Below are 25,449 nucleotides of genomic sequence, written 5' to 3'. Positions count from 1 at the left end.
GGCAAGTAGCGGAACGAATAACGAGGCGGCAATGCAAGAATTACACAAACACTTACCCAATTTGTACTTATTTAGATTGGTTGCACAACAAGGCAGTTTTCAAGCAGCAGCGAATGTTTTGGCGTTACCGCGCTCGTCTGTCAGTAAAAAAATTCAGCAATTGGAAGATGACTTACAGCTGAGATTATTACAGCGCTCTACCCGAAAACTGTCGTTAACCGAAAACGGTTTGGCTTTATTGCAAGCAACTGAAAGTTTAAAAGAGGTATTAAATAATACCCAACAAGTGTTGTCGAAACACCAGCAACAAGCGGTTGGTCGGGTGAAAATAAGTTGCTCAACTGTTATCGGGGAAAAGTTTTTATTGCCATTAATAGCTGAGCTTACGCAAACTTATCCACAAATATCGCTCGATTTAAATTTAACCGACAATGTGGTTGATTTAATTGCAGACAAGGTCGACATAGCGGTGCGGGTGGGGCAACTGCCTGACTCATCACTCATAGCACGAAAAATTGGTCAAAAGTCATGGGCTTGGTATGCCAGCCCAAGTTACTTAGATAAGTTTGGTACACCGGCGACACCACAAGAATTAGATAAACACGCCTGTTTAATTTTTAAAAATGCACATATTTGTCTCAACCATTGGCAGTTTGTTGATAAACAGGGAGATATTATCAATTATCAAGTGAAACAAAACGTTACAGTAGACGATGGCCGAACATTGGTACAGTTAGCTTGTTTAGGCCAAGGCATTTTAATGGTTGACCCTTTGTTAATTCAGCCAGAAATAGCCGCGGGTAAACTTGTGGCTATTTTTACCGATTACCACCACCCAAATACCATGCCGATTCATTTAGTTTGTTTAGGTAAACAAGCGCGTAGTAAAGCGGTAGATGAAGTGTGGCGCGTATTAAACGACAGAATGTCTGAGTTATTGCAGGTGGATGTGGTTTAACACCAAATCCAACCTGTTTTGAGCAGCGACTTTTCACAATACAAGGATGGTTATGTCCAGTGCATTTTTTAAACTCATTTTCGTCTGTTGTTGTGTGATTATCAGTGGTTGCGCTTCGTTTAAGGCAAATCAACCTAAGATGCTGCCGTTGCATCAAATATTTATTAAAAAAGATGCCCCTTATAATTATTACCTAAGCCCGAGTGGTAAAAAACTCAGTTGGTATCAAGTTGAAGGGATAAGCTCAGTTTTTGTGGTTAAAGACTTAACTTCAGGCATCGTTAAAACCTACGACCTACCTAAATATTACCAAGGACAAAATTTTGAATGGTTGCATGACCAATATTTGTTAACCCCCGTTAGCATCAAACAAAACGGCGTAACCACCAATAGACGTTTGTTTATGTACGATTTAGTTAATGAGCAAGAGCTAGATATTGTGCCAGAGCTCGGCGGTAATATTTATTTTCATTCAACCGATTTATCCAAGGCGCAGCAAGGTTTTTATTTTGTTCATGTGGCTGATGCAAAATCAACAAAAGTGGATTTGTATAGCTATCAGTTGCCCGAGCAATCGATCACGTACATAGATAGGTTTTCACCTGCTAGTTTACGCTCTATGGTCATGTTTAATAGCCAGGTGATTATCACTAAAACTGACAGTGAGTTTGTCCAGAGTAAATTTAATTCAAGCGAGAGTTGGCAAGATTTTAGCTGTAAAACAACAGGTCATTATCTAAGAGTGTTGGCGGCAACAGATGATTATTTATATTCATTGAATAATTGTGCAGACGATTTTCGCCAGTTAATCCAACATGATAAAAATGGCCAGTTTATCGCTTTTGATAAACTGGCAGGCACACGCGATGTTGAATGGGTATTGTTTGAAAAAACCACGGGCGAAGCAGCGTTGGCGTATCAAGATATCACTGGGGTTGTCGCACTAATGCCTGAGTATCAATGGCTTGCACAATCATTAGCTAAACTAGATGGCCGTATACAGCCAGCAACGGCGAACCATTTTATCCACAGCAACGGCAGCTATTTGTTTAAGTTTTCGAATGTTTATGGTGAAAGTTTTTATTTATACCAAGCAGATCAGCAAACAGCCAAATCATCAATTAAGCCATCAATTAAGTTGATTGAAGCTGGGCAGCTTGATAACTCAGCTGAATATTATCAACCGCAAGTTGAAGAAATAAGCTTAACTATGCCGCAGGGTCATCAGGTGTATGCTTACCTGAACAAAAACAAGGTTAAACCAATTAAAGGCGCTGTGCTGCTAATTCATGGTGGGCCAAGGCAGCGAGTACATAACCAATATGATCCTATGCTGAGTATGTTGCTTGATAGAGGTTATGCTGTGCTAAATCTCAATTATAGCGGCTCTACCGGTTATGGCAGAGAATACACAGAGCGCGCTAAAAACAACATTAGCTTAACGGTTAATGAAATCACCATTGCTTTCAACTGGCTGGAGGATAATTTAAATTTACCAGCGGATAGAATTGCGTTAATGGGCGGCAGCTTTGGTGGTTATTTGTCGCTAATAGCGGATAAAAATTTAGCAAACCAATGCACTGTATCTTATTCTGGGGTTTACGATTTAGTGGCCGCAAACCAGCAAATGCCAGGTAGGAGGCCAACAATATTTGAACAATTTATTGCGGACAAAGATGAGTTGGAACAAGGCTTATGGGATCAATACTCGCCGCTACAATTTGACCAACAAAGCTCCAGCAAAAAACTGATTGTGCATGGAAGGCAAGATTATATTACACGTGTTGAACATGCGCGAAAATATGTAAATTTACTGAAACAGCAGGGCAGACAAGTGCGTTACTTAGAGCTTGAGGATGATCATAATATTTCAAACTGGTATCACCAGCTGTTATTCGCCCGTGAAGTGGAGCTGTTTTTGGCTGATTGTTTAGGTGGGGAAGAAAACGGCACAGATCATGTGCAGTTATTTGCACGACTGCTAAGTTGGTTTAACCATTAGTTGCAGTTAACAACGGAAACAATCCACGTAAACCATTGGCGATAAATTCAATTGCGATAGCGGATAATATCAAGCCCATAATGCGTGAAAATACGTTGATGCCTGTGGTACTAATTTTGGTCGCTAACCAAGGGGCTGTGCGTAATACCGCAAATAAACAAGCGGTTAATATTAATAAAGTAACAGCCAGCATTAGATAATGGCCAATCGTATCGCCTTTATGTGCGGCTAAAATAACCGTACTAATAGCGCCCGGGCCTGCTAACAAAGGCATGGCCAAGGGGACAATGGCTACCGCACTTTTATCTATTGACTCATGCGCTTCCGCTTCGGTTTGTTTGATGGGACTGGTGCTGGCGTGCAACATGGATATTGCCATAATCAAAATTAAAATACCACCGCCTACTCTAAATGAGTCTATGGTTATAGCGAATACAGCGAGAATATGGTCACCTAAAAACAGCGCAGACAATAAAATGATCGCAACAGTTAAACTAGCGCGATTGCAGGTGGTTTTAGTTTCTACTTGGCTAAAATTGTGGGTCATACTGATAAATAAAGGCACTGCACCAATTGGATTGATAATGGCGAGCAAACCAATAAATATTTTTAAGTATTCGCTTAAATCTAACATCCTGCTTTGGCCTTTAGAATAACTCTATATCGTTGCGTTTTTCTGCTGCACTGACTTGGCTGGTAATTTGTTTTTGTTCGTGAGTGGTGAATTTATTTTGCACTTGTTGTTTTAAACTTGCGATATCAATTGCAGGTAAATTATCACCAGCTAGATCACGCCACGTCTGTTCTGATTGTTTTAAGCTTGCAGCTATTTTTTCTAAACCGTACAGGGTTGAATCTTGAATTTGGCTAACTCTATCTTGGAATTGGAGGTCTATAATTATTTGTGATATTTCTTCCAACACTTCATGGTTTAGCTGTAAAAGTTTTGCTGCCGAAGTTTGGTTGCTTTTTCCAAGGGTTAACCAGTCGTTAAGTATGGCTTCGATAGTTTGTTCGAAATTACTTAAGGTTGCTTCATTGCCTTCAATTATTGTTTGCACATGAGTTGTTGAATCAGACATTTTTTCTTCGAGCAGTTTAACCATTTCGCTAATGCGTTTACCGGCTTCACCAGAGGTATTAGCTAGAGCTCTGACTTCATCGGCAACCACAGCAAAACCACGCCCTTGCTCACCAGCGCGGGCTGCTTCAATAGAGGCATTTAACGCGAGTAAATTTGTTTGAGAGGCAATCTCAGATACTTGCTGAGATAAACTATGTAGTGCTTTAACTTGTGCAAGCACACCTGAAAAAGTGTCTAAAATTTGATGTTGTTGCGCTGCAAATGTATGCATGCGTTTTTCTATCTCTTTTAATTTTTCGCGGCTGTGCTGCATTGTCGTATTGAGCAAACTGCCTTCACCTATGTTGTCTTTGGTTTCGTTTAAGCTTGCAGAAATATCAGTATGCAGTTGATAAAATTTTTCGATTAAATGACTGATAGACTCAGCTGTCATGTTTTGGCTTGTCACCACTTGCTCGGTGACTATCGGGAATATTTCATCTGACAGCTCGGTTAAACCCAGCGACAGATCAAGCTTAATTTGTTCAGTTGACTGCTGTTGAAGTAATAATTGGATTTGAGTTTGCTGTTGTTGGTTATAAAAATAGACACCAATAGAAAATATCGGGACCCAACAGAGTGCGGCTATCACTGAAAAATAGCCCAAAATACATGTGAGTATGCACCCAGCTATAGCTGCATACATAAGCGTTTGTTGGCGCTTTTGAACTTGTTGTTGTACTTCGCTAGTGTCCATATGCCCAATAATTTAACTATTAGTCAGATTATTGAGCATAGTCTTTGCTGACGGATATTTCCATATAAATCTTGAGGTTATAGTGCTGTTACTTGTTGTTATCAGCATCTATTACTGACATACATTCACCTTGTTTTTCTAACCAATAAAATGTATTGCCGACAATCACAATAGAGCCAGACACAACCGCGCTAATTGGCACCATAATAACTGCGCTAAACACAGCACCGGCAAATTGTTTTACGCATTCATCATTTGAGCAGTTACCGACGGGGCGGTAAGTTTGCGCTTCTTGTGTGGTTAAAGTGTATTTTTTACTGACAACTTGGCAGTCTTTGTCGTAGTACTGAATTTTTTGCGGTACAACTATGCAAGCTGCCAGAATGATAGGTGCTGATGCCACCAGTAAGTTTTGCCATCTTGTATTCAGTTTCATTTATGTTTTCCTTGCAAAGTTACTTTTAAACCGCCCAACTTTGACTCATCTAACTGCAGGTCTAAGCTGTGCCATTTGGCGATTCGCGCGACTATTGCCAGCCCCATACCATAACCTTGTGAATTTTTTTCACGGTAAAAAGGCAATAGAACTTTGTCTCGAATATCTGCAGCTATACCTTTGCCATCGTCATTTATGTTGAGTTGCCAGCTTTGTTTGTTTTGTTTAAAACACACTGTTATTTGCTGTTTACTGTAACGACATGCATTAGTGATTAGGTTGTTCAGCAACATATTAAAATAGTTATGATCAACCTGAATACTGGCATTGTCGTTAATATCTAGCTGAATATTTTTGTCTGGATAATGTTCGCTGCTGGCCTTCAATAAATTATGTAGCTGTTGTTTTACTCGGTAGCTTTGTAGTTTTAGCGCAATTGTTTGTTGCTCTAAACGGGCAAATTGCAACAGGGTTTCAACTAGGTTAGACATTTCGTCTAAGTCACGACTCAGGCGGTTTATATGTTGCTGTGCATCCGCATCGTCTTCAAATTTTTCTTCGAGCCAATCTATACCAAAACGCAAACGCGCTATGGGTGTGCGTAAATCATGAGAGACAGCGCGGCTGAGCAATTTATTGTCTTCTAGTAAGGTTTGAATGCGCTGGGCCATTTGGTTATAACCAATTTCTATTTGTTTAATGTAACTAAAATGGCTATTGGGTATACGCTGGCTGAGTTCGCCGCTGCCAAATTTATTTATGGCAGCTTGGATAACAAATAACCGGCGGATCAAGGGGGCAGACCACAACATAACCAACAAGGCGATACCTGCATAAAAAACCAGTGTGAACCATAATCTATAGTCAGCTGTTTGTTCTGCTATTAACTGCTCGGCGGGTAGTTGATAACTCAAACTCATTATCTGTTGTGGATTGTTGGTATCTAACCAATGTAACGACATTTGTTGGCTAGACTGCAAAAATAATGGCTCACCAGTTTGTATATGCGTGGTTAACTCAGCGGGTAAAGCGAAGTCAGATACATTGGTTAAGCTCAAAGTTAACGGGGGGGGAACTTGGCTGCCGGGCGTCAGTTGTTTTGCTAATGCAAATAAAAAGCTTTGTTGCTGATTGAGCTGGATATCTTGTTGCTGCTGCCGTTGTATTTTTAAGTAGCTATAATCTAACAAATAGCCTAAACCTATGGCCGCACATAAAGTCACTGTTATTAATGATAGAGTGAAAGTTCGCATTGTTGTTGAGCCTAGAGCCAGCTAACTATCGTGCCAAGCTTGTTGGTTAAACAAATAACCTTTGGCGCGTATGGTTTTTATTTTTTCTGAAGGCTGTGCCGTATCACCGAGTTTTTTGCGCAAACGCGAAATACTGATATCTATCGAACGATCAAAACCGTCGTATTCCAAACCACGTAATGCTTTTAACAATGTTTCCCGTGAAACAATTTGACCGGCTTGGCTTGCAAGTAACCATAAAAGATCAAATTCATTGGCCGTAAGATCAATTTTTTCCTTGTTTAGTTTTACCCCTCGGCTGACTTTGTCTATCAACAATTGACCGAATTGCAGCTGCTCTGTGGTTGTTGGTTTTTCACGGCGCAACAAGGCTTGAATGTGTGCTAATAAAACCCGAGGGCGCACGGGCTTGTGCATAAAGTCACTTACGCCTAATTCTAAACCTTTTATTTCGTCATTGTCTTCGCTGCTAGCGGTTAACATTAGAATTGGTGTAGGTTGTTGGCTGCGGATATGCTGGCAGACCTCAAAACCACTGAGTTTAGGCAAATTTAAATCGAGTATAACTAAATCTACGGAGTGCTGATTAAATAGTTTAATCGCCTGCTCTCCATCAGCCGCATGGATAAGATTAAACTTATGGCTAACTAGGTAGTCATTGATCCATTGGGCAAGCGACTGATCATCCTCTACCAATAAAATATTTAGTTTGTCTGTTAAAACAGTCGCCATGACGAACGCCTTTGTTGCGATTGGTTGTATACCCAAGCAATTTCAAAGCGCAATTGGGCTAAGGTTTGCTGCGAGTAGCTATTTTTGATACTAAAGACGACATCTTCATTACTTTGCACATCGTATTGGAAAAAACCAGCTTGTTGGCCGCTTTGTTGCCAGCAGGTTAAAGCTTGAGCCGATGAGCTAATAAATAAACAATAAGAGCCTTTTGTATTTATCTGCCAGTTAATATCAACCAGTTGATAACAAGTTTGCCCTTGGTGTAATGCAACGCAGCGAGCCGGAGTAGCTTGCATGCTTGCATCAAGTTGCTCGGCGATAGCACTAGGCTGCCAACTTAGGCTAACAATTAGCAATAAACTGGTTAAGCTTGTTTTAAACAAATCCTTGTTCCTCAGAATACGTAGCTTACTGACGATGCAAAGATATGTGCTTCGTCATGGACTAGTAATGGACTGTCGTCAACACCAGAGAGTATTTTTGTATATCGATAAAAACCACGCCATACCCAGTCTTCTTTAATTGGATAAGTCAAACCAAACTCAGCATTTGCCACTAGACCTGCTTTTGCATCTGAGTAAGCTGGAATTGTTTCACTTGCTTCTTCTGGGCTGACATTAAAATAATATTCTCCGGCGTGTTTACTGTGATAAACCAGCCCAGCCAACAGGTGCAGATTTAGATTACGCTGCTGCCAGTTTTTACCCAGCAAAGTGGAGATGGTATGGCCGTCATGCGCGCCCGAAATATCTTGCAACAGCCTTACTTCTACCATGTAATTTGGGTGGGCGTAGTTGGTTCTAATACCTAAATTAAAATCGCCTTCACGTGGTTTTAACTTAGAGTTTTTCCACGCTTTGTTGTCATCATCATCCCCCATGCCGTAATGCACTGGCGCACCTATGATATCAACAGACCAAGTAGAATCACTCACTAGGTTATAGCCCATGTTAAAGCCGTTAATACCTTCTGCATAAGCTTCGATAAAAAAACCTTTATATTGGTAACGGCCATTAATATTTAAATAAAATTCAGGTGCCCAACCAAAATTTTGCTCGATATTATCTTCGGGATAACCCCATAGCGGGCTTTTATAATAGCTAATACCTAACCCAAGATCTAAAAAACCACCGTTTTGATCAGCTGGAATACTCGCGCCACCACGGACTGAGTGGCTTATATCGTCCGCTTGTACTGGGCTGAATAATGTTGCTGCAGCTAATACACAGCTGAGGTAAAACTTAAACAATTGCATAAAACTGAAACCTTAATAATCCGTTATCGAATTGTGCGCGATTATCTCTGTTATATGTGTAACCGAGTGTAACAGAGCTTGAATTAAATCAAAGCGTTACAAACTGATACATAACAGCAAAGCTCGGATACAAAAACAATTGAACTTGTTGTGTAAGCTGGTTGCATATTATTTGAAAGGAGTCCTGTTATGCAATTTTCACTTAAACCCAGTTATCTCGCTTGGCTAATGTTAGTCGGCCAAAATGTATTTGCCCAAGATGGCGAATTGTCGCCAGAATTACTGGAAAACATTCAAGGTGAATCAGTAGAAAAATCGTCAACAACTGAAGAAATTATCGTAGTTGGCAGTCGCCGTGCTTATTACACACAAATTACCGAAAATGCTGAAAAAATTACTAGTATGCCGGGATCTATGGGCGATCCTATTGCTGCTGTGAGTGCCTTGCCTGGGGTGATTATGCCAACTTCTGGCGGCGAACCCGCAGTGCGTGGTTCTTCTCCGGCGGATAATAAATATTATATTGATGGCATGCCAGCGGGTTATATCTTCCATCAATTTAATACCTCAATATTTGATGCGCAAACCATTCAAGATTTTCAACTCTATTCTGCTGGATTTGGTGCTGAGTATACTGGTGCAACTGGCGCTGTTTTTGATGTGCGTTTACGCGATCCCAAAAAACAAGAGTTAGCTGTTACTTTAGATGCGTCGTTATTACGCGCAGGTGTATTTGTTGAAGGGCAAGTAACAGGCAGCTCAGCATTTTATTTATCTGCACGTAAAGGTTTGATTCAATATTTTATCCCAGAAGAAGATGAAGCGGATGAAGATGGCTTTCGAATTATTAGCCCACCAGAAGACAGTGATTATTTAGCCAAATATGTTTGGGATATTAACTCAAATCATCAAATTACCTTAATGGCTGTTGGTGCCAGTGATTATGCCGAAGCTGAATTTACTCAAGCATCCGATATGGCCGCGTTAAATCCTGATTTTGCAGGGGAAGCAAAAATTGACGAGGGGTTTGATAGCCAAGCAATTAGCTGGTTGTACAATCCAAATCACAGTACAGAAATGAAGTGGATACTTGCCCGTTACCAAGACAAAATGACCACAGAATGGGGTGAAGACTACTACGAAAAAATTGATTTTGTTGAGCAATACATCAAAGGGCAAATTAAGTTTGCACTAGGCCAAACGCACAATATTACTGTTGGCGCTGAGCACAAAAAAACACAATTTAAGTATGATCTCAACTCAGTGCATTTTGTTTGTACTGAATTTGACAGCGAGTGCCAAACGACACGGCGCGACAATATCCAAATTCAACATCAACTTAACAGTGAAGACAGCTCATTTTATATCAGTGATTATTGGCAACTTAACCCTAATGTTAGTTTAGAAACAGGTGTGCAAGCTACTTACAACAGTTATTTAGATGAAGAATTTGTTCATCCGCGCATGGCATTTACTTGGCATATTTTGCCCAACTTAACCTTGTTGTCGTCAGCCGGACGTTATAACCGCTTTGCTGATATTGGCACTGTTTTACCTGAAATTGGTAACCCAAATATGCAACAGCCAGTGTCAAATCACTACACTTTTGGTTTTAAAGGTGATTTAGCCGAAAACTGGAACTGGCAAATCGACAGTTATTACAAAACCTTTGACCGACTGCCAACAGCGTTAGCTGAAGAAGACGACCCAGAGCAAGAATTTTATGTTGCACAAACTTCAGGGGATGCTAAAGGTGTTGATTTATTACTCAATCGCGATCGTGCAAATAATTGGTATGGTTGGGCCTCACTTAGTTATTCGCGTAGTCAAAGAAGCAACAATTTAACTGGCCAAACTGCCGATTACCGACTTGATACCCCGCTGGTGTTTAATTTAGTCGCCAATTATCAATTCAGTCCAACTTGGGATATTGGTTTTCGTTTTGTTGCTAAATCTGGTGAAGCCTATAACAAACCTGTCGGCATTGAGGAAAATCCATTGTTTCCAGACAGATATATAGGAGTTTATGACGAGCCTTATGGCGATAGATTACCTGTGTATGCGCGCTTAGATATACGTTTGCAACACGACTTTACCTTAATGAATAACCAAGCTAAATTTTTTGTTGATGTGATTAACGCACTGAATCGACGTAATACCATAGGACGAGATTTAGACTACAAACGGGTAAACCAAACCGGCGAGTTGTTTATTGAAGAAGAACAAGATCTTGGTATTTTTCCATCCGTTGGTATGAGTATTACTTTTTAACCAATGAAAGTTTTTTAATCGTTTCTCGGTCTAGTTTTTCATGCAGGGTTTCAAGTGAAAAACAACAGAGGATTCGCGAGATGAAGATTAAATTGAGTCAGTATATTGTGTTATTGGCGGCCGTGTTAACGTTAGCTAGCTGTGGCAGTGATACTAAAGTTGATATAGATGCGGGTGGTTCAAATTCAGAACAAATGAATGATGACATGGACATGATGGCTGACTATCAATGCGGCCAGAACGACCATCCGAGTGTTGGTAAAACTATGGTATTTAGTACTTTAGCCCATGATGTGAGTGGTTCAGCTCAAATTATTGATAACTGTACCATTCGGGTTTCTGCTTTTAACTATGACGGTGGTGGCCCAGCTGTTTATTTTTATGGCGGCATTGATGGTAACTACCGAGATGACGGCGCTGGTTTTGCGATTGGCCCTATGCTCAATGGCACTGTGTATAGCGGCGACAGTATAGACGTGACGTTAACTTCAGCAGATCAGCTTGATAAACTAAATGGTCTCAGTGTCTGGTGTGCTGATTTTAATGTTAGTTTTGGTGATGGATTGTTTATGTAGTAAAAATGGTTCAAGCTACAGAGTTATTAAATTTTACAAGGACGTATTATGTACAAGAAAAACATCTCAACCGCTATGTTGTGCGCATTTGCAGCTATTGCGGGATTCACCGCTTTTGCGCACATGTCGTGTATTTATTTAGGACCTAGCTGTTACCAAGCACAAATGGCACCGACAGAACTAATTGAATCTGCAAAAAACGGGACTTTATTAGCGCCGATAGCGACTGTTTTTGTATCTGCTCTTTTTGTTATTTGTGGGTTATTTGCTTTGTCTGCTGCAGGGCTCATTAAAAGGCTACCCTTGCTAACTACTGCAAGTTATAGCATTTCTGCTGTGTGTTTAGTTCGAGGTTTAGCGACTATTCCACTATCGTTTATTTTTCCACAAATGGTTAGTGGCTTTTCAGTTGTTGCAGGTATTACTTGGTTTATTGCCGGTTTACTGTTTTTAATTGGCTTTTGCTGGCAAACACATCAGGTTAAATAGCGAGATTGTATGGATTTATATTTGTTGTTAGCGGCTGTTTTAACAAGCCTAGTTGGCATAATACATTCTTGCTTGGGGGAGAAATTGATTTTTTCTCAGTTAAGAACAAACTCTATCGTGCCCACTATTGCTGTTCCACCGTTAAAACAACGGCATATCAGAATACTATGGGCGAGTTGGCATATTGTCAGCCTGTTTGGATTTGCCATAGCTGCATTGTTGGTTTTGTTGGCATCGCCGAGCAGTGAAATTTATCAAAATACTCAGATCAAACTTATAATTGCCATTGTTATGGCGCTATCTGGACTACTAGTGATATTTGCCACTAACGGCAAACATCCTGGTTGGATAGGTTTAATTTTAGTCAGTATTTTAATCTGTTTAACTTAAAGCAAAAAAGTTAACTCTTTATAACTAGGCGAGCTCGTAATAACTCCAGCGACGTTCGCCTTTTTTAGTTAATTTACCCTCTTTATGCAGTTTTTTTAGCAGATATGACGCTCTGCTATGGTCTACCTGTAACAGTTGTTGGGCTGATGTGTTGTCTATTTTACCCTGATGTTTTGCATGCTCTAGTAACATAGCTTCCTGGTTTTGATTGTTAAACAAGTCGCTCGAAACTGTCGGGGATGGAATAGCTTGTGTTGGTGTGTTATTGATAACTTCTGATGCAACGTCATCAATTGGCTGCATAAAATGTAAATGCGGCACATCAATATTTTGTCCCCGACTTGCTATCAGGGCGTATTCCATCATGTTTTTTAACTCGCGCACATTGCCCGGAAAGTGATAACGGTTCAATGCATTCAGTGCGGCTACTGAAATTTCGCATGACTCACGACCCATTTGTTCGGCTAGTATGCTCACAAATTTTTGCGCTAATAGTGATACATCACCTGTTCGTTCGCGCAGTGCGGGCAGTGAAATTTGATAGCCAGCTAATCGGTAAAATAAGTCTTGCCTAAATTCTTTAGCTTGTACTTTTTCTTGCAAATTTATATTGGTTGCGGCAACTATACGCACATCAACTTTTTGACTTTTGCGCCCACCTACAGGTGTAACAATGCCATCTTCTAAAACTCTTAATAATTTCGCTTGTAAAGCTAAAGGCATGTCGCCAATTTCATCTAGAAATAACGTGCCGCCGTCTGCTTGCACAAAATAACCATGTCGGTCAGCTGTTGCGCCTGTATACGCGCCTTTAATGTGACCGAACAATTCAGCATCGGCTAAATCTGCGGGTATTGCCGAACAATTAACCGCAATAAAAGGTTTTGTGGCACGTTTACTACCATAATGAATTGCTCGAGAAATTAACTCTTTACCTGTACCACTTTCACCCAAGACTAAAACATTGGTATTAGGTGCAAATTGAAGGCTTCTAACTTCCTCTATTAGATGGATTACGCTTTGGCTTTGTCCAACAAAGTTTTCTATTTGCCAGTGTTGCGCTTCTCTTTTCGTTAACGAAGTGAATTTTTCATCAACCAAATCACGCGCTGATTCGGCTTGTTGGCGTTTGTCTATTTCAGATGTTAGTTGAGCATTGAGTATTTCTAACTGCTGATTTTTGGCCTGTAATAACTTTTGTTGTTCAACGATAGTCAGATGTGCTTGAATACGCGCAAGCACTTCTTCACGCTGCAGGGGTTTAGTTACAAAATCAATTGCGCCTACTTTAAATCCTTCAAGTCGTCTAGCTGTGTCTGAATACGCGCTCATAAATATTACAGGTGTTGTTGCTGTGTTTGGGTTTACTTTTAGTTGTGTGCATACTTGAAAACCATCTAGCTCAGGCATCATGACATCTAACAAAACTAAGTCGGGAGTTCGTTCACACGCCAACTCCAACGCTTCACTACCACTAGTTGCAACTAATAGTTCCAAACCACTATCGGCGAGATAATTAACTAAAACGTCTAGGTTGTCGGGTTGGTCATCAACTATGAGAACAACTGAGTTGTGTTGGTTAGTGTGCATAGCGTTAAATTTAGTTGGCTTATATACAGTGATTATAAGCAAAAAACGCTTATATGTGCCTATAGGAAAATTTATTTTAGCCAGATTCTAATTTTAGTTTGTTTAGTTTTTTGATTTGTATAGTTTTTTATATTTTAAAAGATCTTGGTCTGATTATTGTACTACTTAAATAAATCACTATGAGTTGTTAGGTTAATACTTTGCAATTGTTTCTGCTGGTAAATGCCAGTAACCTGCCCAGCTTAGATAAAGTGTGTAGAGGTTTAGTTATGCAGTTTCCCCGTTCTGTAAATAAAACAGTTATGTTTTTTGTTTTATTTAATTGGTTTATGTGCGAACCATTGTTTGCGAATGAAGAAGATGAACTTGCACAGTTACTTGAACTTTTAGATGAACAAACTGAAATTGCAACTCAAAACAAAATGAATGCTGATTATGTGCCTGGCATGGTTTCTATTTTGCACGGACAGCAGCTTGAAAGCTATGGCGCTACCACTGTGGCAGAAGGGCTAGAACGTGCCGCAGGATTTTACATGAGTGTCGACAACGCAGGTTCGGTAGTCGCTATTGTACGCGGAATTGGTGCGACGTTAGACTCAACCAATTTGAAAATGATGTTAAATGGTGTGGCAATGAATCGGCCATATGATGGTTCAACTGAGTGGCTGTTGCGTCTGCCTTTGGAGCAAGTTGAACGAATTGAGGTGATTAGAGGGCCAGGGTCATCATTGTATGGCGAATTTGCTTTTTCGGCCGTGGTGAATGTGATTACTCATCAAACGAATCAAATTAAAGTTAAAGCAGGTGAGAAAGACGCTTTGCAGGGCGATTTGTTGCTTATGCACGAGTTCCAATCGGGCCTGAAGTTATCGAGTAACTTTTCTTGGTGGCAACAAGGTAATAGTGGCTTGCAAACCAATCCAGATGACTTTTATAGTCGAGGGTTAGGTTATTCTCCCGGTGATATTTATGATCACAAGCAAGGTAAGTTTGTTAATTCACAACTTGAGTATCTAGGTTACAAGTTGCAATTAAATTACTCAGATACCGAGCGTGGAGGATGGTATGGACGAAACGCAGCTATGCCACAAGATATGCAACCTAGAGCAGAGCAGGTATTTACCGCAAGCTTGGCCAAGTCTTGGCAAATTAATGATGAGTTGAAAATCGGCATCAATTTAGACACAGCTGAATCGAATTTGAAACTAGCTACTTTTTTACCCATACCTAAAGGGGTTGACCCACCGGGACCTGAGCCTGAAATAACCACAGAACTGTATCGTAGAGTGAGTAGTAAAGATTCATTTTATCGAGGTCAAATTATTCTGCACTGGCAACCAACTGCAGATCATAAGATTTATTTAGCCGCTGGCCATGGTGTTAGCAAAGTTGATGAGTATGCAATTGCAAGATTTGAGCTTAATCAATTAGCAAATATTGATATGGGCGCTGAATTATCAAACCGAAAACTGAGCAGCTTTACAATTCAAAATCAGTGGTCGGTTGCAGATGATTTAGAAATTACACTGGGCGCACGTCATGATAAATATGCAGATTGGGGTAGCCATACTTCGCCAAGAGTTGCCGCTGTATGGCGTCAAGGTGAGCACCATATTTTTAAATTTCAATTTGCTGATGCATTTAGGCCACCAACTATGCGCGAGCTTAATCCTGATTCGGTAACCGAAGCGCAGCTTCTGACAGAAGAAAAACTGCAATCAACTGAATTGTCCTATATTTATCGTGATTCAAGTTTAACTTTTAGAAGTACAGTGTTTGATACTCAGGTTGATGATCTAATTGAATTTTTTATCAGCCCTGGTGAATCACCAACTTTTCGCAATTTAGGTAGTATTCAATTGCAAGGTATTGAGCTGGAATTTCAGCAGCAAGTTAATCGCCAATGGCAATGGTTTGCTAATTTATCCTATACCCATGCACAGGATGATTTGGACGAGGATCAAAAATTGGCTGGCTCTGTTGATTGGTTGGCTAACCTAGGTGTTACTTGGCAGCCTTCGGATTCCATTAAACATGCTTTAAGTTATAGGTATGTCGGAACGCAAGAGGGTTGGGAGCTTGCACCTATTCGTGGACATAATACTGAGTTTTCTGCACAGCATTTAGTCAATTACACTGTTAGCGCACAAAACCCGTTTGATATTAACAATATGAGCTTGGGTTTAGTTATCAATAATTTGTTTGATGAAAATTACGATGTCATGCCAAATCCTGCTAACTATCCAACAGGCTTGGCTAACGGTTATCGTATGGTTTGGTTAAAAGCACAATATGAGTTTTAAGCAGGTTAATTAACACAATGAAGCTTTCTTGGTCAGCATTCACATCAGTAGCTAAAACAACAAGGTTAAGTATCGCCTTGTTGTTGCTGTTTGTTGTGATTTGTGGCCAAGTTAGCGCAAATGGTTTTGAAGAAAGGCGCGCTTTGGTTGGCTTGAAAATCTTTAAAACACTAGTGACAGCTGATCTCAATTTATTGGATAAACAAAATAAGCAACAGCAGTTGGTTGTGCTGGTTGTACACAATGGCAGCGCATCTAAAGCAGAGAGCTATAGTGATAAATTAGCTGAAATATTCCAGCCGCTAAATGGCACTCAGTTTAAAATTCAGCCGCTTGATATTAATCAATTGCAAACTTTGCAGGCTGAGCAATATGCCGGCATTTTTATCGCTGAACCATTAGCTGATAAACAAATTGAGCTATTAGTTAAATACAGCGTACGGCATAGCTTAGTCGTTTTTTCTCCATTTGCTGGGGATGTTGAAAAGGGCATATTGGGCGGTTTATCTGTGCAAGCAAGTGTTCGGCCTTTATTGAATAAAACCACCTTGGATAAGTCTAAACTATCATTAAAAGCTTTTTATCTTAAGGTCGCTAAACTGTATGAATAAAGCGGGTGATTTACAACGCCAGTTATTAATCAGTTTAGTGTTCATTATGCTAATTAGCGTATTTGTATGGTCGTTAGAGAATTATTGGCAAAACACGTTACAACCGAGATTATATTTGGTCGCAGAAACCCAAGCAAACACCTTAGCCGAAGCGCAAGCCGCTACTTTAATAGAACACTTGGCTTACACCCAATCTGACAGATTAGCCGCAGCATTAGATGACGCACTACAAGTAATGTTAATAGTAGAAGACCCTGCTATTGGTCAACGTTATATTCATAGTGTTGAATTACAACTGGATTATTCTGTGGTAGAGGTGGTTGCTGGAACGCTAGATTTTACTATGGGCAACAACGAATGCTCCGAATGTTATTTTATATCCGTACCATTAATTAGTCGTCAGGGTGAGCTGTTCGGCTTGGCTAATTTTGTCGTCAGTAATGGGTACTTCGTTCAATTAAGCGATGAAATGAAATCGAAATTGATCACAGAAGCGAGTTTAACCTTGCTGTTGCTGATTATTGTATGGTTGTTTGTTAGTTATCTGGTTTATCGGCTACAGAAAGCAAAAAAAATAATAGAAGCGTCAGACCAAGCAAAAACTCGTTTTATGGCCAATGTAACCCACGAGTTGCGTACACCGCTTAATGCTATTCTTGGTAATACCCAAATGTATAAGCAAGACGAAGAGCTCATGTTGGGTTATGGGCAAGGAATAAATGCAATTGACCGTAATGCTGAACACTTATTATCAATGATTAATGACATTTTAGAATTTTCAGCAACCAGTGAAAGCAAAATTGTATTGCAACCTCAACAGGTTAACTTGTTTGAGTTTTGCCATAACCTAGTCGACATGACAAAAATTAATGCACAACTCAAGCAATTAGCCTTTAATTTTTATCTTGATAGTGATTTACCAAAAGTCGTACTGGTGGACGAAAAAAGACTGCGCCAAGTATTGCTAAATTTATTGGCCAACGCAGTTAAATTTACCAGTGCTGGGTGTGTAACTTTTAGCGTTAATTTGCTATCGAACAACTTCAAGCAAATTGTTGTTAGATTTAGTGTTGAAGACACTGGACTAGGCATTAATAAATCTAAACTTAAAGAAATCTTTATCCCATTTCATCAACTAGACAATAGTATTACACGAGCCGAAGGCACGGGCTTAGGTTTAGCTATTAGTCAGCGTTTGGTTAAGCTGATGGGGACTAAACTTGAAGTACATAGTGAAGAAAACGTTGGCAGCCGCTTTTGGTTTGATGTTACTTTAGCACCTTGTGAGGTGAATGTTTCACCGCCAAATTTATCTACCGACAAGGTACAAACCGCAGAGTTAGTATTGCCAACACAGGCTCAGATATTGGCGCTTACTCAATTGGCTAAAACACATAATGTATTGGCTATTCGTGCACAAATTACCCAGTTGGCAGCTGAACCACAGCTGAATGATTTTGTGCAACATATTTCCCCCTTTGTGAAAAATTACCGCTTTAAGCAGTTAGTTGAATATTTGCAATCATTGACGATGGCTTGAATATAATTTTCTATAAGCACCTATAAGTAATCTTGAAATCTATTAGCGAACTATAAGAAATCCACACTCACTCCTATAAGATCTCCTTGTATCTATCTGAAATTTATTGATTTTTATTTTGGCATGTAAGCTGCACTACACACTCCTGACATACAACAGGCTAGATGTTCACTGTGAATGTATCTGGCTTACCTATTTATCATTTACAACAGATTAGGAGTCTCTATGAGCAGTCACAGTTGTTATGCAAAACGGCTAATATTTATGCCGACGCTATTACTGTGTTCAATGAACACTCTTGCCAATACCAGTGGTGATGAAAGTGCTACTGGCAGTGTTTCAATGGACAACTCAACTTCAGACACAGTACTCATTGGCAGTGACAATGGCACAACATTAACCACAGCACCCACTCATATTTATTTGAGTGTTGATGAAAACACAGCGAAAAATACCGTTATTGGCCAGCTAACCTCTGATCATGCAAGCCCAACAACAACGCTAAAATTAGATGTTGGCACTGCGGTTCTTTCCAACTGGGCTGCGCGTGATGAAGCGTATCAGGCGGTAAACTATACAACTAGCTTTGACGAGCCACCAATACTATTTAATCAAATTCAAAGTGACGGCAGTTATTATGTTACCTACACAGTTGATACTTATAGTTATGATGGTTCAATCAACAAGTTGGGTTACGAAATTCTTATGCGTACCCGCCAACAAAATATTACGGCGAGCGGGTTTGAAAGCATTATCGAAACTGATTTAGATCTGACAGGTTCAAGTGTTGTGACTTCTATCGACAATGTGCGAGGCAACGAAACAGTCGCTTGGTTAGCTGTTAGTCAAGCCGCACAAGGTTTATGGAATGGTTTGCCGTTTGAAACTACACAAACGGCTGAAGAAGTTACTCATAGTAGCAGTAAAGTTACTTTTACCGGTCCGTTTGATCAATCACCTCAATTATTGACCAATTTAATTACCAGTAACGGCACTCAGCAAGCTGGTGTTGGCGTTAGTGCGCTGTCTAGCAGTGAAACAAAAATTTATATCGACGAATTGGATGATGGTGAACATAACGCAGAAGCTGTTAGTTTACTTATGCTGCAAGGCAATAGCAGTTTATACGACAAAAACGGCACCTTAATGGGTGAAATGGGCGGTTTTACTTTCACCGATACAGACAGAGAAAATGCACCTACTATCGAGTTGCTAAATACTTACAACGACCCAGTTGTGTTTATTCAGTTAGTACAAACGACTGACGCAACTTTTCGTTTTACTGACATAAGCAATAACAGTTTTACTGGTTATATCCATGACGACTCAGAAAATGTAATGCCTGATGATCACGGTGATGTGAAATTTAAATACTTTGTATTTGAAAAAGGTAGTTGGGAAATTGAATTAACTAATTATAGCTATCAAATAATCTCAGGTAATGACAGCGGCGCATTTGAAATTGATGCGGATACAGGGCAAATACGCGTAAGTGATTCTAGCCAGTTAGATTTTGAAAGTGGGGTGACTCAGTACGACTTAGTGATTAGCTCGACCGACGGCAACGGTGATTTTGCTATCACTCAAGTAACGATTACCGTTAATGATATAACCGACTCACTCAACACAAATGCGCAAACCATTAAAGGTTTAGTGAAAAAAGATTGGACAGGCTACGGTGTTGCACCAGCAGGTGATGTTAATGGTGACGGTTTTGACGACATTATTATAGGTGCGCCAGGTGATGATACCTATGGCGACAATGTTGGCCGCGCTTATGTTTTATTTGGTAGTAGCACAGGACAACTCGCGTCGCTAGAAGAAGCGGCATTAGGTATTAATGGTTTTGTTATTAATGGTGAAGCTGCTGGAGACAAAGCGGGTTTTGCAGTCAGTGGTGGTGTTGACATTAATGGTGATGGTTTATCTGACATAGTAGTAGGTGCGCCATACGCAAGCACAATTATTGATGGCACTACTTATACAGAAGCCGGTAAAGCCTACGCAGTATTTGGTAAACAAGATACTGCGGCAGTTGAGTTGTCAGCTTTAGCATTAGATACAGACTCAACCGGTTTTGTTATGTTGGGTTCAAGCAATTATGACCACGCGGGTGGCACAATAGTATTAGGTGACGTTAACGGTGATGGTTTAGCTGACATTACTTTGGGTGAAATATTCATGGAAAGCACCAGTGCTTCAGTGGCGCTCAATGACTCAGTCACAAATGTGAACATGGCGCACACTGTTTTTGGTAAGTCAGATGGCTCTGCTGTGTATTTAAATGAAATAGCAGATGAAACAACTACGGAGGGTTTTGCCGTTATTTATAAAGGTCGAAAAGTTAGCGCTTATTGGGAATTCGGCGCGCAGGTATTGCCTGTTGGTGATTTTAATAGTGATGGATTGCAAGACTTTATTGTTAATGAAGGGATTATGCGAGACGCGTCTGGTATTAACCGTTTAGTCTTTGGTCGTATTGGTGGCGATTCTGTTAACTTTAATCAAGTAACGGAAGACGGCGATGGCCTGCATATTATTCCTGAAGATGGTACATATGGATTTTTTTGTTGCACAGATTCGTACGCGAATACGAAACCTAGCTTTACGACCTCTTCTATAGGTGATGTGAACGCTGATGGTTTAGATGATATTGCGTTGTTGTTGACTGATACTGACTGCTGTGAGGATATTGAATATCCCAGAGCTTACGTTATTTTTGGCAATACATCGGAGCAATATATAGATTTAGCCGAAATAGCCTTGGGCAATGGTGGTTTTATTATTCACAATGATGCTTCGCTTATTAGTTTTGCTGTGGGTGCTATTGCAACCGGCGCTATCGGTGGTGCGGGCGATTTAAACGGTGATGGTTACGACGACATCATTATTGGCGACCGTTACGCTGAAAGTGGCAAGGGTCGAGTGTATGTTGTTTATGGAAAAAATGACAATAACCCTGTTTATTTAAGCGATGTTACCAATAACCAAGGTGGTTTTTATAGTACAGGTAATGCGGATGATGGTTTAGGTCATTGGATTTCAAGTGCAGGTGATATTAATGGTGATGGCATCAAAGATATTTTGTTTGGTACACCAGATGCCGATGCCAACGACTTAAACAAATCTGGCGCTGTGTATGTGTTAAAAGGCAGTGGCAAAGAGCTAACACTTACTGGCACAGATGCAGACGACAGCATTTTAGGCAGCAGTGCAGCAGACAGAATTGCAACAGGTACTGGCGATGATTATATAAATGGTCAAGGTGGTGCCGATGTGGTTTATGCTGGCCCAGGTAGTGACACTATCGTTTTATCTGACAATAACTTTATCCGTATTGACGGAGGTGGTGGTACCGACACGCTAAAATTAGACGGTGCAGGTATTACCCTTAATTTAGCCGCAGCTGCCGCAAGAGTCCGTAGTATTGAAGTTTTTGATATTGATGGATCTGGTGCCAACACCCTGAGCTTAAATAAAAGTGTTAGTAGCAACTCGCGCATTAAAATAAAAGGTGGTAGTGACGACAGTGTTTATTCAACAAATCAACAGTGGCAAGCAACCGGTGTTACCGACACAACCGACGGTGTAACTTATGTACTCTATAGTGTTGGCCAAGCGCAATTGTGGTTACAACAGGGTTTAAGTATTACGGTAAACGCAGAGCCAACAATTGCTGCGCAAACTTTCTCTGTCAGTGAATACACTAATGCTGGTGCAACTATAGGTACAGTTTTAGCGGATGCGAATGATTTAGGTGACGCTGTTTCGTATGCGATTGTTTCGGGTAACGATGAAAAAACCTTTACCCTTGATAGCACAAGTGGCGCATTAAGCTTAAGTACAATTACAGGTCGTTTAGACTACGAAACAACAGCGAGCTATAGCATTGTTGTTCAAGTAACAGACTTGTTTGGTGCAACCGCAGAAGCTGATATTACAATTGACGTGATAGATTTAGAGAATCTAACTCATACTGTCGCGTTAGATTTAAGCGCAGATGCGAGTATTTGGGGTGAAAATGGCGTAACCGATATTCTTGCTTTGTCTAAGTTTGAAACGGTTGATATTACTAATTCATTTACCACTGATATCGGCTACACAGATGTTGAATTGGGTGGTTTGATGGATGTGCAAATAATTGGTGGTACTGCATCACTTATCCCTTCTTTAGAGCTAACTGGTGGTTGGGTTGATGCCAATTTACCAGCAACCTTATCTATTAGTTATCCAGATGAAGTTGAAGCAGGCCTGCCTATTCAAGTTGTAACTGAGCTCAAGTTGGATGATGACGCCGACTTCACAGTGAATTCGCCAGCGTTTAATTTATCAGCCGGCCTTAGACTGCAAGACGTGTATTTTTCTATCGGTTCATCTTTAGTCGACAAATACAATGGCGATACTTATATACAAGACAGTACCTACGAAAAATCTGTGTCAGCCGACAGTGTTGGTGCGGTTGGTTTGCCTTGTGAGTCAATGAATGACAAAAGCCAATGTTATACAGATAGCTCACAAAGCGAAGTGGACTCATTACGTCTAGTTGCCAACATAAGTGAAGAAAACTGGATGGAAGAAGAAGTCTACTGGGGCAATAGTTGGGAAGCTTGGTTAAATGGCGCTGGTTTCCAAGCTTTATCTAGCAGTAAAGAGGTATGTGAAGAAGACTATTTTGAACCACTATCCAACGGTGATTTGTATTACAACTTAGAATTTACCGCTCTGGATACTTTCTTAAGTGTAACCACTGATTTAAAACAGGAATTCGCTATCGAGTTATCACCAACGGCAATTTTAACATTGGAAGATGGTAGCCAATTTATTTTCGACCCTAATGATAATTTAGTTTTTACCCCAGAGCACAGCCATGACGTAAATGGCGATGGCATTATTGATGCGACTATGTCGATAAATACTAGTGCAGTTTTTTATAACGAAAGTAAGTTCAGTGTTGCTTTGAATATGCCATTTAAAGCCGCGGGTGTTTCGTACAACATTCAGCAAGCCGAATGTACGGCCACACATGTGTATTTTTATGGAGCAGAAGGCAAAATATACTACAAAGGTTCGGTTGGACCTGCGATAAATACTGAGTTTTCAATTGAAATGAAAGACTTAGAGCTAGGCGGTGAAATTAGTTACACCTTATCTGAAGCAAGTTACACAACCAGCTTATCTTTTGACTTGTGCAATGGTACGGGTGAAGCATGTGGCTCAAACATCGCTGTTAACAATGCCCCTAGTGTTGCTAATGTAAATATTATCGGCGATGCAATCGCGGATGAATTATTAGTTGGCTCTTACAGTTATACCGACCAAGATGGTGATTTAGAACAAAATTCAAGCTTTAGCTGGAATATTGCTAGTGACTCTAAAGGTAGCGACAGTGCCGCTATTTCGGGCGAAACGACTCAGGCCTACACAGTATCTGAATACCATGAAGATCAGTATTTACAATTTTGTGTAATACCAAACGATGGTGCGGACGCCGGTGCACAAGTTTGTTCGGATTGGTTATATGTTGAAAAATCAATTCAACTAGACAGCACACTTGCCACTGGTTTTGATAAAGCATTATTGTTGGATGGCAGCAGTCAATATGCCTCTACTCCAATGTATGGGGCGTTTAATCCAAAATCGGGTGATTTCACAATTGAAACTTGGGTTAAGCTCAATCAATTGTCCAGCTCTAATCAACATATTTTGCATCAAGATGATGGTTCAGGTAATGGGCGTATTCTACTAGGAATTACACCTAGCGGTACAGTATTTAGTAAGTTGGGTAAAACTTTGCTTGAATCGGGCCACACGCTTGAAGTCGGCAAATGGCAGCATGTTGCAGTAACTTATAAAAAATCTAAGTACAAGCTTCGTTTGTATATTAACGGCGAGCAAGTCGCAAATGCATATCGTGTTATGGAAAATAATGATGGTGATCTGTTGCTTGGTATTAGTAAAAAGTTAGATGAAAAATATCTAAATGGCGCGATAGACGAAACGCGAATTTGGACAAAGCAAAAGTCTAGAGCGCAAATACAGCAACAAATGCATGTTGCGGTAGCCAGCAATGCTGAAGATTTGCTTGCGTACTTTACCTACAACAATGATGACGAATATGGCATTAACGATGAAACTGGCTCATTTTATGGTGAGTTACATAATTCACCAGAGTTTGTTTACAGTACAGAGCGTACATTGTCGTTCAATGGCAGCAGCGATTATTTGCAAGTAGCCCATGCTACGGAGCTAAACTTTGCAGGCAACAGCTTTAGCCTTGAAGCTTGGTTTAATGCCGATGGCAGCAGTGATGGTTCAAATCAAACGATTGTGAGTAAATTAAATGCCAACAAAGGTTGGGCTTTGAGTTTAACGAATGACAATGGTGCACTGCAGCCAAATTTATATTTAGCCGATGGCACATCATCTTTTGTCATAACAGATGAAAATCTGGTGCTAAAAAACACTTGGAACCACATTGCCGCTGTAGTTGATACAGCTAATGCGACCGCTTATTTATACTTAAATGGCGAAATGGTCAAAAGTTTAGGTATATCAGGCTTAGCCAGTATAGATACAGATGCACAAATGCTAATTGGTGCATCAACTAATAATTCAGCCTATTGGTCGGGTGAGTTAGATGATGTACGTATTTGGCAAACTGCAAAAAGCCAAAATGAAATTACAGCAAAGATGAACTTGCGTTTGTATGGCACTGAAGCAGATTTAGTTGCGTATTATCCTTTTGAGGCAGGAATTGGCTTAGATATAACCGCAAATAACTTATCAGCGGATAATCAAGTTTATCCAATTGCGAGTTCAAGAGGCATTGCAGTGTCATTTACTGCAAGCGCCAGTGGTACAACTAAGACTGGGTATTTACCTTTTGCAAAAAATGGTAGTTTAAATGTGAATGTTCAGCCAACTAAAGGCAGTATTGTAGTTGACAGCACAACAGGCGCTTTTAGCTACACAGCCAATTCAGCTGAAACAGGCACTGATACTTTTAACTATATAGTGACCGATAGTGAAGGGAATTATGGTTATAGCGAGTCGGTGACGGTTAATTTAAACTAACCTTGTTACGGCTAGTTTATGCATAAAAGGGTGAATATATTTCACCCTTTTTATTTTGTAAAACGCCTAATCAAATTATCAATTAAACTTTTTTCACTGCCTGAGAAAAATAACCAAGTATCAATAAAGGTTAGCAATAACACAAAC

Annotated in this window: 18 protein-coding genes; 10 read left to right on the top strand and 8 right to left on the bottom strand. The window is 40.2% G+C overall.

Going from position 1 to position 25,449, the window contains the following annotated elements:
• The first annotated feature begins 31 nt into the window (after positions 1-31).
• On the top strand, positions 32-958 hold the full coding sequence (locus ACMZOO_RS09225) for a LysR substrate-binding domain-containing protein (RefSeq protein ID WP_440903085.1): 927 nt from the start codon (positions 32-34) through the stop codon (positions 956-958).
• A 52-nt stretch (positions 959-1,010) separates the two neighbouring features.
• Complete coding sequence (locus tag ACMZOO_RS09220; RefSeq protein ID WP_440903084.1) at positions 1,011-2,960, top strand: alpha/beta hydrolase family protein; 1,950 nt, start codon at positions 1,011-1,013, stop codon at positions 2,958-2,960.
• Here ACMZOO_RS09220 and ACMZOO_RS09215 read toward each other — a convergent pair.
• From ACMZOO_RS09215 to ACMZOO_RS09185, 7 genes are all read right to left on the bottom strand, one after another.
• Entirely contained in the window at positions 2,950-3,594 is a 645-nt protein-coding gene (locus ACMZOO_RS09215; RefSeq protein ID WP_440903083.1) for a YchE family NAAT transporter, read from the bottom strand. The genes ACMZOO_RS09220 and ACMZOO_RS09215 overlap by 11 nt on opposite strands.
• A gap of 13 nt (positions 3,595-3,607) precedes the next feature.
• Positions 3,608-4,315, bottom strand: coding sequence for a methyl-accepting chemotaxis protein (locus ACMZOO_RS09210; protein WP_440906296.1), 708 nt, complete (start codon positions 4,313-4,315; stop codon positions 3,608-3,610).
• A 553-nt stretch (positions 4,316-4,868) separates the two neighbouring features.
• The gene (locus ACMZOO_RS09205; protein WP_440903082.1) at positions 4,869-5,216 is read right to left on the bottom strand and encodes a hypothetical protein; all 348 of its coding nucleotides are present in this window, start codon (positions 5,214-5,216) and stop codon (positions 4,869-4,871) included.
• Entirely contained in the window at positions 5,213-6,469 is a 1,257-nt protein-coding gene (locus tag ACMZOO_RS09200) for an ATP-binding protein (protein WP_440903081.1), read from the bottom strand. The genes ACMZOO_RS09205 and ACMZOO_RS09200 overlap by 4 nt, the downstream gene beginning before the upstream one ends.
• Before the next feature lie 21 nt (positions 6,470-6,490).
• Complete coding sequence (locus ACMZOO_RS09195; RefSeq protein ID WP_440903080.1) at positions 6,491-7,201, bottom strand: response regulator; 711 nt, start codon at positions 7,199-7,201, stop codon at positions 6,491-6,493.
• Complete coding sequence (locus tag ACMZOO_RS09190) at positions 7,186-7,587, bottom strand: DUF3019 domain-containing protein (RefSeq protein WP_440903079.1); 402 nt, start codon at positions 7,585-7,587, stop codon at positions 7,186-7,188. The genes ACMZOO_RS09195 and ACMZOO_RS09190 overlap by 16 nt, the downstream gene beginning before the upstream one ends.
• Positions 7,588-7,598: 11 nt before the next feature.
• The gene (locus ACMZOO_RS09185) at positions 7,599-8,459 is read right to left on the bottom strand and encodes a MipA/OmpV family protein (protein ID WP_440903078.1); all 861 of its coding nucleotides are present in this window, start codon (positions 8,457-8,459) and stop codon (positions 7,599-7,601) included.
• Between the two features lie 189 nt (positions 8,460-8,648).
• Between ACMZOO_RS09185 and ACMZOO_RS09180 the strand changes: the two genes are divergently transcribed.
• From ACMZOO_RS09180 to ACMZOO_RS09165, 4 genes are all read left to right on the top strand, one after another.
• Positions 8,649-10,730 (top strand): TonB-dependent receptor plug domain-containing protein, encoded by a 2,082-nt coding sequence (locus ACMZOO_RS09180; RefSeq protein ID WP_440903077.1) that lies wholly within the window; start codon positions 8,649-8,651, stop codon positions 10,728-10,730.
• 80 nt (positions 10,731-10,810) lie between these two features.
• Positions 10,811-11,305 carry a DM13 domain-containing protein gene (locus ACMZOO_RS09175; RefSeq protein ID WP_440903076.1) on the top strand — a complete coding sequence of 165 codons (495 nt, stop codon included), beginning with the start codon at positions 10,811-10,813 and terminating at the stop codon, positions 11,303-11,305.
• A gap of 48 nt (positions 11,306-11,353) precedes the next feature.
• Positions 11,354-11,794: a hypothetical protein gene (locus ACMZOO_RS09170; protein ID WP_440903075.1), complete on the top strand. Its 441-nt coding sequence runs from the start codon at positions 11,354-11,356 to the stop codon at positions 11,792-11,794.
• A gap of 117 nt (positions 11,795-11,911) precedes the next feature.
• On the top strand, positions 11,912-12,184 hold the full coding sequence (locus ACMZOO_RS09165) for a hypothetical protein (protein ID WP_440903074.1): 273 nt from the start codon (positions 11,912-11,914) through the stop codon (positions 12,182-12,184).
• Between the two features lie 24 nt (positions 12,185-12,208).
• Here ACMZOO_RS09165 and ACMZOO_RS09160 read toward each other — a convergent pair whose 3' ends face one another.
• Positions 12,209-13,774 carry a sigma-54-dependent transcriptional regulator gene (locus ACMZOO_RS09160; RefSeq protein WP_440903073.1) on the bottom strand — a complete coding sequence of 522 codons (1,566 nt, stop codon included), beginning with the start codon at positions 13,772-13,774 and terminating at the stop codon, positions 12,209-12,211.
• Between the two features lie 269 nt (positions 13,775-14,043).
• On the opposite strand from ACMZOO_RS09160, the gene ACMZOO_RS09155 reads away from it, so the two are divergent.
• From ACMZOO_RS09155 to ACMZOO_RS09140, 4 genes are all read left to right on the top strand, one after another.
• Positions 14,044-16,077 (top strand): TonB-dependent receptor plug domain-containing protein, encoded by a 2,034-nt coding sequence (locus ACMZOO_RS09155; protein ID WP_440903072.1) that lies wholly within the window; start codon positions 14,044-14,046, stop codon positions 16,075-16,077.
• Between the two features lie 17 nt (positions 16,078-16,094).
• Positions 16,095-16,688, top strand: coding sequence for a hypothetical protein (locus tag ACMZOO_RS09150; RefSeq protein WP_440903071.1), 594 nt, complete (start codon positions 16,095-16,097; stop codon positions 16,686-16,688).
• Positions 16,681-18,228, top strand: a complete 1,548-nt coding sequence (locus ACMZOO_RS09145) for a sensor histidine kinase (protein WP_440903070.1) — start codon at positions 16,681-16,683, stop codon at positions 18,226-18,228. Before ACMZOO_RS09150 ends, ACMZOO_RS09145 begins: the two co-directional genes overlap by 8 nt.
• A 225-nt stretch (positions 18,229-18,453) precedes the next feature.
• On the top strand, positions 18,454-25,302 hold the full coding sequence (locus tag ACMZOO_RS09140; protein WP_440903069.1) for a LamG-like jellyroll fold domain-containing protein: 6,849 nt from the start codon (positions 18,454-18,456) through the stop codon (positions 25,300-25,302).
• Positions 25,303-25,449 lie beyond the last annotated feature (147 nt).

Source organism: Catenovulum sp. SX2 (assembly GCF_052056295.1).
Lineage (GTDB): Bacteria > Pseudomonadota > Gammaproteobacteria > Enterobacterales > Alteromonadaceae > Catenovulum.
Note: the sequence above shows the minus strand (reverse complement) of the source record. Positions and strands in the feature narration are given on the sequence as shown.

Bases quoted from the DNA above. Each gene is read 5' to 3' on its own strand.
- ACMZOO_RS09170 (WP_440903075.1), top strand. From the start codon at position 11,354: ATGTACAAGAAAAACATCTCAACCGCTATGTTGTGCGCATTTGCAGCT.
- ACMZOO_RS09210 (WP_440906296.1), bottom strand. From the start codon at position 4,315: ATGCATACATTTGCAGCGCAACAACATCAAATTTTAGACACTTTTTCA.
- ACMZOO_RS09215 (WP_440903083.1), bottom strand. From the start codon at position 3,594: ATGTTAGATTTAAGCGAATACTTAAAAATATTTATTGGTTTGCTCGCC.
- ACMZOO_RS09175 (WP_440903076.1), top strand. From the start codon at position 10,811: ATGAAGATTAAATTGAGTCAGTATATTGTGTTATTGGCGGCCGTGTTA.
- ACMZOO_RS09155 (WP_440903072.1), top strand. From the start codon at position 14,044: ATGCAGTTTCCCCGTTCTGTAAATAAAACAGTTATGTTTTTTGTTTTA.
- ACMZOO_RS09195 (WP_440903080.1), bottom strand. From the start codon at position 7,201: ATGGCGACTGTTTTAACAGACAAACTAAATATTTTATTGGTAGAGGAT.
- ACMZOO_RS09150 (WP_440903071.1), top strand. From the start codon at position 16,095: ATGAAGCTTTCTTGGTCAGCATTCACATCAGTAGCTAAAACAACAAGG.
- ACMZOO_RS09220 (WP_440903084.1), top strand. From the start codon at position 1,011: ATGTCCAGTGCATTTTTTAAACTCATTTTCGTCTGTTGTTGTGTGATT.
- ACMZOO_RS09160 (WP_440903073.1), bottom strand. From the start codon at position 13,774: ATGCACACTAACCAACACAACTCAGTTGTTCTCATAGTTGATGACCAA.
- ACMZOO_RS09145 (WP_440903070.1), top strand. From the start codon at position 16,681: ATGAATAAAGCGGGTGATTTACAACGCCAGTTATTAATCAGTTTAGTG.
- ACMZOO_RS09140 (WP_440903069.1), top strand. From the start codon at position 18,454: ATGAGCAGTCACAGTTGTTATGCAAAACGGCTAATATTTATGCCGACG.
- ACMZOO_RS09185 (WP_440903078.1), bottom strand. From the start codon at position 8,459: ATGCAATTGTTTAAGTTTTACCTCAGCTGTGTATTAGCTGCAGCAACA.
- ACMZOO_RS09205 (WP_440903082.1), bottom strand. From the start codon at position 5,216: ATGAAACTGAATACAAGATGGCAAAACTTACTGGTGGCATCAGCACCT.
- ACMZOO_RS09200 (WP_440903081.1), bottom strand. From the start codon at position 6,469: ATGCGAACTTTCACTCTATCATTAATAACAGTGACTTTATGTGCGGCC.
- ACMZOO_RS09225 (WP_440903085.1), top strand. From the start codon at position 32: ATGCAAGAATTACACAAACACTTACCCAATTTGTACTTATTTAGATTG.
- ACMZOO_RS09180 (WP_440903077.1), top strand. From the start codon at position 8,649: ATGCAATTTTCACTTAAACCCAGTTATCTCGCTTGGCTAATGTTAGTC.